This is a genomic window from Mediterraneibacter sp. 210702-DFI.5.30, from assembly GCF_020560115.1.
Taxonomy (GTDB): domain Bacteria; phylum Bacillota; class Clostridia; order Lachnospirales; family Lachnospiraceae; genus Mediterraneibacter; species Mediterraneibacter faecis.
The window spans coordinates 145039-161924 of sequence record NZ_JAJCME010000004.1 but is presented as its reverse complement, the minus strand read 5'-3'; the positions used below and the strand labels follow the sequence as shown (position 1 = coordinate 161924).

Below are 16886 nucleotides of genomic sequence, written 5' to 3'. Positions count from 1 at the left end.
ATAGAGATGGGAAAACCGACAGGATTTATGGATTATGAAAGACAGGATAAACCGGCAGAGAGCCCATTGGAACGCATCAAACATTTCAATGAGTTCCATACGCCTCTTAGCAAAGAAGAACAGGAACTTCAGGGCGCACGCTGTATGGCGTGCGGAGTTCCGTTCTGTCAGTCTGGAAAGCCGCTTGCAGGAATGGCCAGTGGATGTCCACTGCACAACCTTGTGCCAGAGTGGAATGACTTGATCTACAATGGAAATTGGAAGGAAGCTTATTTACGTCTGAAAAAGACAAACAATTTTCCGGAATTTACTTCCCGTGTATGTCCGGCACTGTGTGAAAATGCATGTACCTGTGGACTGAATCAGGAAGCAGTTGCATCAAAAAGTAATGAATATGCAATTATTGAAAATGCATATGAGATGGGATATGCAAAGGCAAATCCACCGAAAGTGCGTACAGGAAAGAAAGTCGCAGTGATTGGTTCCGGTCCGTCCGGACTTGCGGCAGCAGATCTTCTGAACAGAAGAGGTCATCAGGTAACTGTTTTTGAACGTGAGGACAAACCGGGCGGATTGCTCCGCTATGGAATTCCGAATATGAAGCTGGAGAAACAGATTATCGACCGTAAGATTGCGATTATGGAAGAAGAGGGAATTATCTTCCGGACTGGATGTAATGTCGGAAAAGACGTGAAGGCGGCAGATATCCTGAAAGAATATGACCGCGTGATCCTTGCATGTGGAGCATCAAATCCAAGAGATATCAAAGCACCGGGAAGAGATGCACAGGGAATTTATTTTGCAGTAGATTTCCTGAAATCAACAACGAAAGCACTATGGGCAAATGACATGAAGCTTAAAACAGGAAGCTACATTTCTGCAAAAGGAAAAAATGTAATTGTAATCGGAGGTGGAGATACAGGAAATGACTGTGTCGGAACATCTATTCGTCATGGAGCAAAGAGCGTTCTCCAGCTGGAGATGATGCCGAAAGCACCGGACGAGAGAACACCGATGAACCCATGGCCGGAGTGGCCAAGAGTCTGCAAGACAGATTATGGCCAGCAGGAAGCAATCGCTGTGTTTGGTTCTGATCCTCGCGTTTACACAACGACAGTGAAAGAATTCGTAAAAGACAAGAAAGGAAATCTCTGTAAGGCAGTCCTTATCAAGCTTGAGAGTAAGACAGATGGGAAGACCGGACGGAAAATGATGGTTCCGGTAGAAGGAAGCGAGTATACCGTAGATGCAGATCTTGTTCTGATCGCAGCTGGATTCCTTGGAAGTCAGGATTATGTAACAAAAGCATTCGGTGTAGAAGTGAATGAACGCACAAATGTAAAGACAGAGGCAGGAAAATATTCTACAAATGTGAAGGATGTATTCACAGCCGGGGATATGCACAGAGGACAGTCTCTTGTTGTATGGGCTATCCGTGAAGGTCGTGAAGTGGCAAGAGAAGTAGATGAAAGCCTGATGGGATATACAAACTTATATATTCAGTAGAAAATAAAAGATCATACAGTGAAACAGGAGTCTGGAAAGTTTATCTAAGAATAAAGAGAACTTTCCAGATTTTTTTGTTACAAAAATGTTACGAAAAAATGAAAAAAGTAAGGGAAACTATTGAAAATATTACATAAATACGCTATAATATTGAACGTAGAATGTAAATAAAATACCCTCTTGTTACGAGAAATATGTTGAAAAAACACAATAGATGTTGTATTATAACATATGAGTATGTGGAATTATAATGTAACTATTTACAATGAATTGTGATATGAAAAATTATAATGCATCACATGGGGGACTAGATAAAAATAAGGATAGGTGGAAAGATGAAGTTAAAAAAAGTAAGCAGTATGATTCTTGCAGTAACACTTGCATGTACAATGACTGTTACACCGGTACTTGCTGACGAGGTCAGTGATCTGAAGCAGAAGAAGCAGGAGACACAGAATCAGGTAAGTAATCTTCAGACACAGCTGAATTCACTTATGACCAAGATCTCTGATCTTGAGAATGATCTGATCGAAACAGGTGAGGAAATCTCTCAGACAGAGGAAGATCTGAAGACAGCGCAGGAGGAACAGGAACAGCAGTATGCAGCTATGAAGCTTCGTATTAAGTACATGTATGAAGAAGGAACAGGCACTGCTACAGTGGAGAAGGTACTGACATCCGGAGATATTTCCAGTGTACTGACACAGGCAGAATATTCCCAACAGGTACATTCTTATGACAGAGACAAGCTCGAAGAGTATGTTGCGACAGTTCAGAAAGTAGAAGATCTTAAGACAACACTTGAGACAAAGATGGCTGATCTGCAGGAGACACAGACAGAGTATGATGCGCAGAAGGATGAACTGAATACTACAATCACAGAGAAGAGTAGTGAGATTGCAAATCTCGATGTTAAGATTGATAAAGCTGTAAAGAAAGCAGCGGAAGAAGAAGCTAAGAGAAAGGCAGCAGAAGCAGCAGCAAAGAAAGCTGCCGAGGAAGCAGCTAAGAAGAATAACTCAAGCAGTAGTTCTTCTAATAGAAATAACTCAAGTAATAGTTCTTCCAGTAGTTCAAGCTCAAGCAGCTCAAGCTCAGGAAGTTCAAGCAGCTCAAGCTCCAGTAGCTCAAGCAGTAGTTCTTCCAGCAGTTCAAGCTCAAGCAACTCAAGTTCTTCCTCATCAAGCCCAAGCTATAGTGCAGATAAGGGAAGCATTATTGTAAATGCAGCTTATTCACAGATCGGAGTTCCATATGTATGGGGCGGATCTACACCTGGAGTTGGACTGGATTGTTCAGGACTTGTACAGTATTGCTATAGACAGGCAGGAATTTCAATTCCAAGAACAAGTGGAGATATTCTTGCAGCAGGAACAATCGTAAATGATCCACAGCCGGGAGATATCTGCTGGACACCGGGACATGTAGCGATTTACATTGGCGGCGGACAGATGATCGAAGCACAGCAGACAGGAGTACCGGTTAAGGTAAGTTCTGTACGTGTTACATATTATGTAAGATATTAGAACCAAAAAAGGAATCAGTGATGCTGATTCCTTTTTTTAAAACTTTTTTTATTTGCCCGGTACAATTTCCAGCCAGTATCCGTCAGGATCTTCAATAAAATAAATTCCCATAGATGGATTTTCGAAGCAGATACATCCCATCTCTTTATGTTTTTTGTAAGCAGCATCGAAATCATCGACAGCAAATGCGAGATGGATCTCATTATCTCCCAGTTCATATGGTCGATCCATATCACGCAGCCAGGTGGGCTCTAAAAGATGCGGGGTCACACCGTCTGTGAGATATACAAGCTTAAAACTTTCGTCATCGGCAAGTTTTTCACGTTCTACTTTTAAATTCAGAGCTTTCTGGTAAAAATCCAGTGATTTTTCAAGATCATATACATTCAGGTTATTGTGTGCAAACGTAAAATTCATTTTAGTACCTCCATAGAATCATAAGGTTTTTATTCACAGTCAAGTGGAATGATGACTGGAATCTACTTTCTAAGGATATCACAGGAGGAGAGGAAAAATCAATAATGCATAGATAAAACCTGATGGGATAGAGTGATAACACAGAACATAGTAAAAAATGAATGAAAAACATTTTTGAAATGCAAAACATGTGAAAAAAAAGCTGAAAAAAACAAAAAAATAAAAAAGAATGCAAGAACCCATTGACGAAACGTCAAAAATTATATACAATAACAAAAGTGAAAAAATAAAGAAAGTGGAGGATTCCTGCAATGACTGCATATAAAGATTTGAGCAAAGAAGAGTTATTGGAATTAAAGAGTGGCCTGGAGGCGCAGTTTGAAGAAGTGAAGGCAAAAGGTCTGAAACTGGATATGTCCAGAGGAAAACCGTCAGCAGACCAGCTGAATCTGTCAATGGGGATGATGGATACACTGACAAGTGGTGTTGATCTGACTTGTGAAGATGGTGTTGACTGCCGTAACTATGGCGGACTTGATGGAATTGATGAAGCAAAACAGCTTCTTGCAGATATGATGGAAGTTCCGAAAGATAACGTGATCATTTTCGGAAACTCAAGTCTGAATGTGATGTATGATACGGTAGCACGTGCAATGACACATGGTATCATGGGAAGTACTCCATGGTGTAAGCTTGATAAGGTAAAATTCTTATGTCCGGTTCCAGGATATGACAGACATTTCGCGATTACAGAGCATTTTGGAATTGAGATGATCAATGTACCGATGACATCAACTGGACCGGATATGGATATGGTTGAGAAACTTGTAAGCAGTGATCCGGCAATCAAAGGAATCTGGTGTGTACCGAAGTACTCTAACCCACAGGGAATCACATATTCAGACGAGACAGTGTTCCGTTTTGCGAACCTGAAGCCGGCAGCAGAAGATTTCCGTATCTTCTGGGATAATGCTTACTGTGTACATCATTTATATGAAGATAAGCAGGATTATCTGATTGAGATTCTGATGGAGTGTAAGAAGGCAGGTAACCCGGATATGGTTTACAAGTTTTCTTCTACATCCAAGATCAGTTTCCCGGGATCAGGAATTGCGGCAATGGCAGCATCTGATGCGAACCTGGAGGATATCAGAAGCACAATGCGTGTGCAGACGATCGGACATGATAAGGTAAATCAGCTGCGTCATGTAAGATTCTTCGGAGATATTCACGGAATTGTAGAACATATGAAGAAACATGCAGATATCCTGCGTCCGAAGTTTGAGACTGTTCTTGAAGTTCTTGAAAGAGAACTTGGCGGACTTGAGATTGGATCATGGATCGCGCCACGCGGAGGATATTTCATCTCCTTTGATGCGCTGGATGGATGTGCGAAAGCGATTGTTGCGAAGGCGAAAGAAGCTGGCGTTGTTATGACAGGAGCGGGAGCAACATTCCCTTATGGAAAAGATCCACATGACAGCAATATCCGTATCGCACCGTCTTATCCAACACCGGAAGAACTTGCAGTTGCCGCTGAAGTATTTGTATTGAGTGTAAAACTGGCAAGTGTTGATAAGATCCTTGAGACAAAATAAATAACAGCATTTTATAAAGACCTTTTGCAAGTGGTTGATCTGCCGGCAGAAGGTCTTTTTCTGATGGTTGACAGTTACTGTTTACTCCCGTGTCAATCATTCCGCTGATTGACACGGAGGATGCGTGTTTTGATTTGAATGCATCTCGCCCCATCGCCAAAGGCGATTTAAAATGGCGAGATGCGTTGCTGGTCGCACATCGTGTGAACAGTAACGGTTGACATGCGTTTCCAGGGAGATTATAATGTAGTGCATAGCAGAAAAGAGGAATGACATGATAAAAGGTGTAATATTTGACGTAGATGGTGTCCTTCTCAATTCCATGCCTGTCTGGGAGAATCTTGGAGAATTGTATCTGGATCATTTGGGAATTGAGGCCGAGAAGAACCTGGGGGAGACATTATTTGAGATGAGCCTGGAGGAGGCGGCAGATTATCTGATCTCACATTATAACCTGGAGAAGACAGTGGAAGAGGTTGTACAGGGACTGAATAAGGAAGTGGAAGACTATTATGCAAAACGAGTTCCATTGAAAGAAGGGGTTCGTCAGTATCTGGAGGAATTCAGAGAGCGGAAGATTCCTATGGTGATCGCAACAACCGGTGACCGGAAGAATGCAGAAGCAGCTCTGAGCAGATTGAAGGTATTACCTTATTTTCAAGGAGTTTTTACAGCATCTGAGATCGGAAGCGGTAAGGATCAGCCGGATATTTATTTTGCAGCACTTTTGCAGCTGGATACGGAGCCGGAACAGACCTGGGTGTTTGAAGATACTTACCAGGCTTTGAGAACGGCAAAGCATGCGGGATTTAAGACAGTAGCAGTTTATGATAAGGCAAATGACAAGAATCTGGCGCAGATCTGGAATACGGCAGATATCTATTTGCCGGAATTTGATGATTTTAATGTTTTTTGGAACAGGGTGTCTGAGGAAGAGAAAGAACAGTTGCTGATTGTAGAATAAGAGGAGAATGAAAAAAGCAGATTCGAATTCAAAGGAGAGATGCTCCGGTAGAATTCGAATCTGCTTTTTATCATATAATTGGCTGGTCTGTCTTGTGTTTAGAGAAGGTGAATGCCGGCATCAGCAGCAGCTTCAACTACATTTTCAGGCCAGAGGGAAGACTGTACTTCACCGATATGAGCCTTTCTTAAGTAATACATACAGATACGGGACTGTCCAATACCGCCGCCGACTGTATATGGAAGCTCGCCGTTCAGCAGTGCCTTCTGGAATGGAAGTTCTGCACGATCTTCACATCCGGCTTCTTTTAGCTGTGCCTTTAATGAGTCTTCGTCAACACGGATTCCCATAGAAGAGAGTTCAAGACCGATGTCAAGAACCGGATAGTAAACGATAATGTCACCGTTCAGCTCCCAGTCATCATAGTCCGGAGCACGACCGTCATGTCTTTCGCCGGAAGCAAGTACGCCACCAATCTTGGAGATAAACACTGCGCCTTTTTCCTTCGCAATCGCTTTTTCACGTTCTTTGGTAGTAAGATCCGGATAAAGGTCTTCCAGCTCCTGTGTAGTGATGAAAAAGATATCATCAGGAAGAAGAGGATCAATATAGTTGTAACGTCTGGAAATGTATTCTTCTGTATCTTTCAGAGCCCGGTAGACTTTGCGGACAGTGTACTGAAGTATCTCTGTGTTACGTTCTTCCTTAGAAATTACTTTTTCCCAGTCCCACTGGTCAACATACAGAGAATGGATGTTGTCTGTATCTTCATCACGACGTATCGCACTCATATCTGTGTAAAGCCCTTCGCCGGAATGGAAATTATAATTCTTCAATGCATATCTCTTCCATTTTGCAAGAGAATGAACGATCTCTGCAACAGAACCATCCTGTTCTTTGATGTCAAAGGAAACCGGACGTTCAACACCGTTTAAGTTATCATTCAGACCGGATTCCGGACGGACAAACAGTGGTGCTGACACTCGTGTCAGGTGGAGATTCTTTGCAAGAGCACGCTCGAAGTGGTCTTTCACTTCTTTGATGGCTACTTCTGTCTCACGAATTGTAAGAGGGGAATGATAGCCAGCAGGTATTCTTAACTGTTCCATAATAAACTCCTTTATGTTAGCATTTTATTGCTGTTCACAGTATTATGCGGTCAGCAATAGCATTTCTCTTCTATTTTAAGTGGAGAAGAATAAGAAGTCAATGGAAAGGTGAAATGAACACTTGTAATCAGTAAAAAAAATTGCTAAAATGAGCAGTAGTGAGTAATAAATAGTAAGGGACGAAGGTGTAAATAATGAATGTAAATGATATGATTGATACAATTCTGAATTTTGACCTGGATGTTGTTCTGGCTGGACTTAATGAAAGCAGTCATCATTTGAGTCAGATGGAATTTATTTCTCTGATCGTTATAATGGCCGGAGCGGTACTGTTATGTCTGACGGGGCTGAAACTGGTACGTTTCTGGTCTGTGATCGCAGGATTGTCAGCAGGATGCGCAGCCGGAATTGCGGTCGGAGCGATTGCAGGTCTGGATCAGACGATCGCATTGGCGGCAGGAGCAGGTGTGGGACTTGTATTGGCGGTGCTTGGTGCATGGAAGAAGCAGATTGGTGGATTTGTGACAGTAGCGGTACTCGTCTTTGTTGTCAGTGTACATTTGATGAAACCACAGGATTTTATTATCTATGGAATCTGTGCGGGTATCGGTCTTGTGTGTGCATTGCTTTCTATTAAGTTTCATAACTTTATGCTAATTGCTGCTTCTTCTGTGTTTGGAGCAATGGCAGCGGGCAGCAGTATCTTTTATCTGCAGCCATATAAAAACGGAATGATCCATGTGGCACTTTGTGCTGCAATTGGTGCACTTAGTATCTGGATCCAGCTTCTTTTGGAATCCGGAAAACGTAAGAAAAAGAATTTACTTAAAGCAGCAGAGATCCGTGAAGAACATTCTACAGAAAATGAAGTCGAGAAGGCAAGGGCACTGGTTGAGAATCTGGATGATTTTGATGAGCTGGATGAGATTATAGAGAGTCTTCCGGAAAATGTCCTGAAAGAAGACAAGGGCACAACAGTTGTCAGCATGGATGAATTTGATGATCTTGAAGATGATCTGGAAGAGGATGAAGTGGAGAACTTTAAAGAAGAGAAGTTTGATGTAGACGAGGAAGATTGGGAGGAAGACGTCGAAATTGAAGTAACTGCTGATGAGGCAGATGCGACAGAGGATTATGATTTTGATGAAGATCCGGATGACTTAGATGACTTGAATGATCTGGAAAATCTGGATGATTTAGATTATCTTGATGACGATGATGATATCGAGTTTCTGGATGAAGATGAGTAGATAAAAAAGCTATCGATTACAATAACTTAACACATATCTGTGTTGTTATCGTAGTCGATAGCTTTTGTATTATCTTACTGCTGTAAATACTCCGCGGAGATCATGGATTACATGTCTTGGACATTTTACAGAGCACATTCCACAGCTTAAGCAGATGTCTTCCTGGATTACTGCGCAATTATCTTCTACATGAATTGCACCTGCAGTACATGTTTTTTCACAAATACCGCATCCAATACAACTGACTTCACACTGTTTACGTGCAACAGCTCCTTTTTCTTTGTTAGAGCATTTTACTACAATGTAGTTTGCACATTCGTGAATCTTGATCAGGTTCTGTGGACAGACTTTTGCACACTGTCCACAGGCAATACATTTTTCTTCGTCTACTTCGGCAACGCCATATTCATTCATGGAAATTGCGCCAAATTTACATTTTTCTATACAGGCTCCACATCCGATGCAGCCATCTTTGCATCCACCGTCTTCAGAGCCGGCTGCGCGGCAGCCACCGTTACAGGCAACCAGAGCTGCCCGGTAAGGAAATCTCTTTTTAATTGCCATGATTATTTCTTCCTTTCGTATGGTGTGTTAGAAAGAGGAAGGCTGTAGCGTCTTTCTCCGTCAAATCTGCAATATGCATCCGCGATTGCAGGAGCAGTAGGGATGGATGTGATCTCTCCGATACCGATTGCTCCACAGGCAACATCCAGACCAGGTTTATCAATAACGATTGCTTCAATCTCAGGAACTTCGTGAGAACGGAAAAGTCCTAAGGAACCATATTTGTCAATTGGTTTACAATTTTCATCGATTGGATACTGCTCTCTGAGTGCGAATCCCATAGACATTACAACACCGCCTTCAATCTGACCTTCGCAGGAAAGTGGGTTGACAGCTTTACCAACATCGTGTGCGGCAATCATTTTCTCAATCTTACCTGTCTTAGGATCAAGGATGCAGACCTGAGTTGCATATCCATAAGCAACGTGAGATATCGGATTAGGCACATCTGCACCAAGTGGATGAGTCTTAGCGAGATACTCTCCGTAGAAAGTTTCTCCAATCATATCTTTCATGGACTTACCGCTGTTTTTCGCTTCCATGAATTTTTCACATGCTCTGCGGCACGCTTCACCAGTTACAAGTGTCTGACGAGAACCGGAAGTTGTACCGGAATCAGGTGAAATCCATGTGTTGCTTCGCTCATAGACGATATCATCATGGGAAAGATCTGTATTTGTAACGATCATCTGTACAAGTACAGTACCAAGTCCCTGACCGATACAGGAAGCACCAGTGAAGATGTGAAGTTTTTCATCTTCTTCAACAATTAATTTTACACGTCCTGTATCCGGGATACCAACACCGACACCGGCATTTTTTATAGCACAACCAAGGCCAACAGCCTTACCGGCCGCAAGTGCAGCATCATACTCTTCTTTGACAGCTTCCAGTGTTTCTACAAGACCTGTAGAGTTATCTACAATCTGTCCGTTCGGAAGTACTTCGCCTGGGCGGATCGCATTGCGGTAATGAATCTCCCAAGGCGTAATGCCTACCTTGTCAGCCATCATGTTCAGAAGTGTCTCTGTTGCGAAACAAGTCTGTGTAACACCAAATCCGCGGAATGCTCCGGCAGGTGGGTTATTTGTATAGTAAGCAGTTCCTTCAATTTCAAAGTTTTCATAATGATAAGGTCCTGCTGCATGTGTACATGCACGTTCAAGAACCGGGCCACCAAGAGAAGCAAATGCACCTGTATCAGATTTAACAATCGCTTTTACACCCTGGATCACTCCATTCTCATCGCATCCCATTGTCATATCCATGTAGAATGGGTGACGTTTCGGATGAACAAGCAAGGATTCCGCTCTGGATAATTTCATCTTGATCGGTTTCTTTGTTACGTAAGTAAGCAATGCGCTTAAATGCTGAACAGTCATGTCCTCTTTACCACCGAAACCACCGCCGACTAATGCGTTCTGAACTTTTACTTTATCTGTTCCAAGCATAAGTGTAACTTCGTGCAATGTCTGGTGAGCGGACTGGTCTGTTGAATATACGAAAATGTCACCGTCTTCATCATAGAAAGAAACAGCACATTCCGGTTCAAGGAAAGCATGCTCAGTCCAAGGTGTCTCAAAGTGATGTGAGATCACGTACTTGGAATTCTTGATTGCTTCTTCCGCATTTCCGCGGCTGATGTGCTTATAAGCACATACGTTAGTCTCTTCTTCATCATAAACAAGAGGTGCATCCGGAGCAGCAGCTTCTTCCACTGTATGCACATGAGGAAGTACTTCATATTCAACTTTAATAAGTTTCTTTGCTTTTTCTACAGTTGCCATGTCAGTTGCAGCTACAAGGGCAATTGCATCTCCGAGATAATGAGTCAGTCCACCAACCGGAATCAGTGAATACTGATCATGTTTTAAGTGTCCGATCTTATTCTCCCCAGGAATATCATCGGCTGTTACAACCGCTTCTACGCCAGGCAGAGCCTCGGCAGCAGAGGTATCAATAGAAAGTACGCGAGCTCGTGGATATTTACTACGAAGAGCAGCACCATAGAGCATTCCTTCCGGATAATAGTCATCCGGATATTTACCTGTTCCAAGCACTTTTTCTTCAACATCTATACGAGAAACACGGGAACCAAGAGTCCAGCTAGGATCTCCGTCATCTGGTAAAACTCCTTCTTTCAGAATCTTAGCTGCCAGACGCACCGCGTCCATGATCTTAACATATCCTGTACAGCGGCAATAGTTGTTGCGCAGCGCATAGCGAATCTCATCATCGGTTGGTTCCGGATTTACATCCAAAAGTGCTTTTGTGCACATAACCATACCAGGAATACAGAATCCGCACTGTACAGCGCCTGCCTTCCCGTAAGCATAAGTGTAAACTTTCTGTTCCCAATCAGAAAGCCCCTCGACTGTGATGACATTCTTTCCGGCCAATGAATCTGTGTCAGGTACGCAGGATTTGCAAGTCTGTCCATCAATGATAACAGTACAGGCTCCACAAGCGCCTTCGCTGCAACCATCCTTTGCAGAGGTAATGTGCAGTTCATCACGCAGGAACCGTAACAGTTTCTGATTCTTTGAAGGTGAGACTTCCTGACCATTTACTATAAATGATGCCATGTCAGTTACTCCTTTCTTTGTAACAAAATCCCCAAAGAAAAATCTTTGAGGAGTATGTGTTTGTTGTGTATTTTTAATTATATAAAGATACCTATGGTTATATTTTATCACATATTCAACAAAAATCAACAACTATTCTAAAAAAGTTTTTGACACCTAAAAATATTTTAGATATATGATATAAAAAATGCATATTAGGACAAAAAAAGGGAAGTATCGCAAAATGATACTCCCTTGTAATTATCTTATATAAATTGTTCTTAGAAACCAAAAAGATTTACAACGCGATTTTAATTATCGTGTTCTTCTTCAAATGGATCGTCGTAATCATCTTCATCATCGTAATCATCTCCACCGCGGGAAGCAATTGCGAGAATCAGTGAAATAACAGCAAGTACACCACTTACACCGGCTAAAATCAGAAGCTCGAATTCATCTCCATGTTTCAGGAAAGCAAAAACAGCACTACCGATATAGACAATCATCGGGATAAGGAATGCAAAAAGTGTATCACGGTTATTCATGATGAAGTATAACAGTGCAGTGACAAGCATACAAAGAGCAACAATGACATAATTCATGCCTGGAGCAGAAGTTACGTCAGCTCCTGATGTGCTGAGTCCTGTTACGAAACCTTTATAAATACAGAAACCAAATGCAAGCAGGGAAATGATTCCAAGGATGATGCGTCCAGGTCTGAAACGTGGATATTCGTCTACGTATTCATATTCATCATCATCTTCATCATCAGAGGATTTCTCATCATCATAGTCATCCATTTTTCTGGATTTTACATCTTCTTTTGCTTTCGCAGTTTCGGCTTCCTCTTTCTTTTTCTTCTTGGCAGCTTTACTGTCAGGGTCAGTTGCAAGCATATCTTCGTATCCCTTGCGAACTGCTTTTTCACGCTTATCACGGATTTCTTCCGCTGGAATGTTCCCATATTTCTGCTCTTCGGAATTATCAGTGGCAGTGGCATCAGTGGCAGCTTTCTGTGCGGCGGCTTTGCGGGCTCTGGCTCTCTCCTTAAGAATACGTTCAGCTTCTTCTTCTGAAATCCCTTTGTCAGCAGCAAGGCGGGCAATCGCTTCTTTGCGGGCGCGGGCTTTCGCTTCTCTGCGGGCAGCTCGTTTCTCTTCAGCGGCGCGGGCGGCAGCTTCAGCTTTCGCTTTTTCTTCAGCAGCACGGGCGGCAGCTTCAGCTTTTGCTTTTTCTTCAGCAGCGCGGGCGGCAGCTTCAGCTTTTGCCTTCTCTTCAGCAGCGCGGGCTTCAGCCTCAGCTTTTGCCTTCTCTTCTGCGGCTTTCTTGGCAGCGATCTTCTTTGCACGTTGTTTATCAAGGTTCCATTGCTTTTTACAGCTATGGCAGATTGCATATTCATTAAAGATTGGATCCCCGTTTTCGCTGGTGCCAATCTGCTTATTCTGCAAATCCAGGTCTTTTCCACATATTGGGCACTTCATATTAATCATGTACTCCTCTCTTTTGTATCAAAATATTTATAACAGATTTATTATAGCATCTTAAAAGAGGAAGAACAACGAAAAAAGTGTGTTTTACATAAAATGTTTTAGAAAAAAATCAAAATTGCGCAAGAATTTAGTTTAAATTCATAAGAAATGGTGGACTTTAAAAATTTAATGTGTTAAAATCAAAAAGTGGCCTGAGAAGGCAAAAGGTATTGTTATGGTTTATGGTATGCCGTAAGCCATCATATAATTAGCCGGTTGAGAAGGAGATTGTTTCGTATGAGTAAGAAGATCAGAACCGAGGCAGTAGATTATTTGTTTCAGGCAATCTTAAGCCTTGAGAATAAAGAAGAGTGTTATACATTTTTTGAAGACATCTGTACGATCAATGAGCTGCTTTCATTGTCACAGAGATTTGAAGTGGCAAGAATGCTCCGTGAACAGAAGACATATTTGGAGATCGCGGAGAAGACAGGAGCATCCACTGCGACAATCAGTCGTGTGAACCGTTCTCTTAATTACGGGAATGACGGATATGATATGGTTTTCAAACGTGTAGGGCTTGCTGAGGAAGAGAATGGAACGGAAGAATAACACTTAAGAATTAAGCTTACAATAAAATACCTTTTATCAATCAAAAGATACAGCTTGCGGAAGATCCTGATAAAGTCTTTCGCAGGCTGTATCTCGTTTTAAACAGAAATGTTTATTTCCCTTTCTTTTTCTCTTCGTTTTTTGAAGACTTGGAAGAGAGGTCATCAATGATCCGTTCAATGATCATTTTCTTGATATATACATCAAAACTCAAGCTGCATATAAATGCAAACTGTTGTAAGATCTCCTTATCTTCGCCATCAGCAAGATGAGTGAAAGTCTCAGCAGATTTCTCATAAGTAGCAGTTACATTCTCTTTGATGGAATCCAGCTGTTCTTTTTCAATCTTGCAGACTTCTTTGTAAATATTCGCTAATTCAAAAGAGCTTCCATCCGGAAAATATTTCTCTGTGAGCGGTGCAAGAACTGTCTCAATATCTTTGATTGAAAGGATATTTTTAAAATAATAAATGAAGACCAGAAGGAGCAGGTGCTCTCTGGAATACTTCTTCTTCACCGGGGGTGGAAGAAGATTGTTCTTCGTATAATTATTGATCATGGTCTTTGTCAGAATCTTATCATCAGGGTAACGTTTGGTCGAAGCCAGTTGCTCATCCATAAAAGTAGTTACTTGATCCATGTAAAGATCAATATTCGGAACATCGCCGGGATGCACATAACTTAAAGAAGAAAGTTCTTCCAAAATGCTGTTTAACAGATTACTTGTGTCTATATTCATGTTATCACCTCAATACATTTATTATATAGTATTTAAAACTAGATAGCAAGCAAAAGATAAGAAGGCCGGAAAATGTAGTTGACAAACAGGAACGTGTGTTTGATAATGGGAATACATTTACAGATATCTTTATAACTTTAAAGGAGTGGAAAGATGAGCATTTATGATAAATTAAATGAACCGCAGAGAGAGGCTGTTTACCACACGGACGGCCCTCTTCTGATCCTTGCCGGAGCCGGTTCAGGAAAAACAAGAGTTCTGACGCACAGGATCGCATATCTGATCGGAGAACGTGGCGTGAACCCATGGAATATCCTTGCAATCACATTTACGAACAAAGCGGCAGAAGAAATGCGCCAGCGTGTGGATAATCTTGTCGGTTTTGGAGCAGAAAGTGTATGGGTGAGCACATTTCACTCTGCGTGCGTGCGTATTTTGAGAAGGTTTATTGACAGATTAGGGTATGAGAATCATTTTACTATATATGATACAGATGATCAGAAGACATTAATTAAGGAAGTCTGTCGGAAAGTAGATGTGGATACGAAAGTGTTTAAAGAAAGAAGTCTGCTTTCAGCAATTTCATCTGCCAAGAATGAGATGATCCTTCCGGATGAATTTGAACTGAATGCCGGAGGAGACTTTGCAAAGATGAAGATTGCTAAGGTTTACCGTGAGTATGAGGCGCAGATGAGAGCGAATAATGCACTGGATTTTGATGATCTGCTTGTAAAGACAGTACAGCTTTTGCAGACACAGCCGGATGTGCTTGAGAGTTATCAGGAAAGATTCCGCTATATTATGGTAGATGAATATCAGGATACAAATACAGTCCAGTTTCAGCTGGTAAGCCTTCTTGCAGGAAAATATAAGAATCTTTGTGTCGTTGGAGATGATGACCAGTCAATCTACAAGTTCCGTGGAGCGAATATCCGGAATATTCTTGACTTTGAGCATGAATTTCCGGATGCAAAGGTGATCAAACTGGAGCAGAACTACAGATCTACAGGGAATATTCTGAATGCAGCGAACAGTGTGATCGCGAATAACTGCGGAAGAAAGGAGAAATCACTTTGGACGGAGAACGGAGAAGGTGAACTGATCCGTCTGCGTCAGTTTGATACTGCATTTGATGAGGCGGATTTCATAGGCGAAGATATCAAAAGTGCTGTCAGACAGGGAGGTTCCTATAATGACAGTGCAGTTCTTTATCGTACGAATGCACAATCCCGTCTGCTGGAAGAGAAATTTATTGCTATGAATATTCCTTATAAGATTGTCGGTGGTGTAAATTTCTATGCGAGAAGAGAGATTAAGGATCTTCTTGCTTATCTCAAGACAATCGACAATGGACGTGATGATGTTGCGGTTAGAAGAATCATTAATGTCCCAAAGAGAGGAATCGGTCTCACAACAATTAACCGGATTCAGGAGTCTGCAACAGAACGTGGAATTGGTTTTTATGAGGCATTACTGGCACCGGAGCTGATCGCAGGAGTGGGAAGAAGTGCAACAAAACTGGACTCTTTTGCGGCATTGATCGAGTATTTTAAGACGTTGGCAGAAGAGATGAACATCACAGATCTTTTACAGGAAGTGATTGAGAAGACAGGATATATAGAAAGCCTTGAAAATGAAGATAAAGAAGAGGCGAAAACAAGAAAAGAGAATATAGACGAGCTGATCAGTAAAGCGGCAACTTATGAGGAAAGTTGTCAGGATAAAGATGAAAAGGCAACATTGAGCGGATTCCTTGAAGAAGTTGCTTTGGTTGCGGATATTGACAGTCTGGATGAAGACCAGGAATATGTTGTTCTGATGACTTTACATAGCGCAAAGGGACTTGAATTTCCACGTGTTTATCTTGCAGGGATGGAAGATGGACTTTTCCCGGGATATATGAGTATTAATGCAGGAGACAGAGAAGAACTGGAAGAAGAGCGGAGACTTTGTTATGTTGGAATCACAAGGGCAGAGCAGGAACTGACTTTGACAAGTGCGCGCAGAAGAATGGTGCACGGTGAGACACAGTACAATCCGATGTCACGATTTGTGAAAGAGATTCCAAGGGAACTGCTTGATACAGGAAACAAGAAGTTTACCCAGGAGACGGAGATGCCAGCACAGCAGAATACATATGCACGTGCCAGAGAAGCATTTCGGGCACAGGCATTTGGAGGAACATTTGGCGGAATGACACCTGCAAAGAATCAGGGGGTGGGTAAGCCGCTTACAGGAAGTCAGGCACTGGCATCCCTGCAGAAGGGCAGTCAGCTGGCAGCAGGTGGGAATGGTCCGCTTGGTTATGAGGTCGGAGATCGGGTACGTCATGTGAAGTTTGGGGAAGGAACAGTAACGGATATCAAAGAAGGTGGACGAGATCACGAGGTTACGATTGAATTTGACAGTGTCGGAACACGCAAGATGTTTGCAAAATTTGCCAAGCTTGTAAAGGTATGAGAAAGTTATAAAAAAATGATAAATCAGTAGTAATATGAATCGTCAGGTGTTATAATAAACACAGATTATCTGTCACCGCAAAAGGTGAAGAAAGGACGTGTTAAT

General features: G+C 42.0%; 13 protein-coding genes. 7 read left to right on the top strand and 6 right to left on the bottom strand.

Translation table 11 applies throughout. The features are described 5' to 3' along the window. The first annotated feature begins 6 nt into the window (after positions 1 to 6). Positions 7 to 1506, top strand: a complete 1500-nt coding sequence (locus LI126_RS05975) for a glutamate synthase subunit beta (RefSeq protein ID WP_117497958.1) — start codon at positions 7 to 9, stop codon at positions 1504 to 1506. A gap of 335 nt (positions 1507 to 1841) precedes the next feature. Next, a complete protein-coding gene (locus LI126_RS05970; protein WP_226871209.1) occupies positions 1842 to 3032 on the top strand; it encodes a C40 family peptidase in 1191 nt (396 codons plus the stop codon). Between the two features lie 48 nt (positions 3033 to 3080). On the opposite strand, the gene LI126_RS05965 is transcribed toward LI126_RS05970, so the two are convergent. Further along, the gene (locus LI126_RS05965; RefSeq protein WP_227165027.1) at positions 3081 to 3449 is read right to left on the bottom strand and encodes a VOC family protein; all 369 of its coding nucleotides are present in this window, start codon (positions 3447 to 3449) and stop codon (positions 3081 to 3083) included. A 311-nt stretch (positions 3450 to 3760) separates the two neighbouring features. On the opposite strand from LI126_RS05965, the gene LI126_RS05960 reads away from it, so the two are divergent. Continuing rightward, positions 3761 to 5047 carry an aminotransferase class I/II-fold pyridoxal phosphate-dependent enzyme gene (locus LI126_RS05960; protein ID WP_055144859.1) on the top strand — a complete coding sequence of 429 codons (1287 nt, stop codon included), beginning with the start codon at positions 3761 to 3763 and terminating at the stop codon, positions 5045 to 5047. 274 nt (positions 5048 to 5321) lie between these two features. Further along, positions 5322 to 6011 carry an HAD family hydrolase gene (locus LI126_RS05955; RefSeq protein ID WP_020436158.1) on the top strand — a complete coding sequence of 230 codons (690 nt, stop codon included), beginning with the start codon at positions 5322 to 5324 and terminating at the stop codon, positions 6009 to 6011. Between the two features lie 98 nt (positions 6012 to 6109). Here LI126_RS05955 and asnA read toward each other — a convergent pair whose 3' ends face one another. Further along, positions 6110 to 7120 (bottom strand): aspartate--ammonia ligase, encoded by a 1011-nt coding sequence (gene asnA, locus LI126_RS05950; RefSeq protein ID WP_227165026.1) that lies wholly within the window; start codon positions 7118 to 7120, stop codon positions 6110 to 6112. 194 nt (positions 7121 to 7314) lie between these two features. Here asnA and LI126_RS05945 point away from each other — a divergent pair, with 194 nt between their 5' ends. Next, a complete protein-coding gene (locus LI126_RS05945) occupies positions 7315 to 8370 on the top strand; it encodes a TMEM198/TM7SF3 family protein (RefSeq protein WP_226900903.1) in 1056 nt (351 codons plus the stop codon). A gap of 69 nt (positions 8371 to 8439) precedes the next feature. Here the strand turns inward: LI126_RS05945 and LI126_RS05940 are convergent, their stop codons facing one another. From LI126_RS05940 to LI126_RS05930, 3 genes are all read right to left on the bottom strand, one after another. Next, positions 8440 to 8934: a 4Fe-4S binding protein gene (locus LI126_RS05940; protein ID WP_015528779.1), complete on the bottom strand. Its 495-nt coding sequence runs from the start codon at positions 8932 to 8934 to the stop codon at positions 8440 to 8442. 2 nt (positions 8935 to 8936) lie between these two features. After that, positions 8937 to 11519: a selenium-dependent xanthine dehydrogenase gene (gene xdh, locus LI126_RS05935; RefSeq protein WP_227165025.1), complete on the bottom strand. Its 2583-nt coding sequence runs from the start codon at positions 11517 to 11519 to the stop codon at positions 8937 to 8939. A 290-nt stretch (positions 11520 to 11809) separates the two neighbouring features. Next, a complete protein-coding gene (locus LI126_RS05930) occupies positions 11810 to 12991 on the bottom strand; it encodes a hypothetical protein (protein ID WP_181968153.1) in 1182 nt (393 codons plus the stop codon). A 276-nt stretch (positions 12992 to 13267) separates the two neighbouring features. Here LI126_RS05930 and LI126_RS05925 point away from each other — a divergent pair, with 276 nt between their 5' ends. Further along, the gene (locus LI126_RS05925) at positions 13268 to 13582 is read left to right on the top strand and encodes a YerC/YecD family TrpR-related protein (RefSeq protein WP_015528782.1); all 315 of its coding nucleotides are present in this window, start codon (positions 13268 to 13270) and stop codon (positions 13580 to 13582) included. Between the two features lie 112 nt (positions 13583 to 13694). On the opposite strand, the gene LI126_RS05920 is transcribed toward LI126_RS05925, so the two are convergent. Continuing rightward, positions 13695 to 14321 (bottom strand): DUF1836 domain-containing protein, encoded by a 627-nt coding sequence (locus LI126_RS05920; RefSeq protein WP_055144844.1) that lies wholly within the window; start codon positions 14319 to 14321, stop codon positions 13695 to 13697. A gap of 153 nt (positions 14322 to 14474) precedes the next feature. Here LI126_RS05920 and pcrA point away from each other — a divergent pair, with 153 nt between their 5' ends. Beyond that, on the top strand, positions 14475 to 16781 hold the full coding sequence (pcrA, locus tag LI126_RS05915; protein ID WP_227165024.1) for a DNA helicase PcrA: 2307 nt from the start codon (positions 14475 to 14477) through the stop codon (positions 16779 to 16781). The last annotated feature ends 105 nt before the right edge of the window (positions 16782 to 16886 follow it).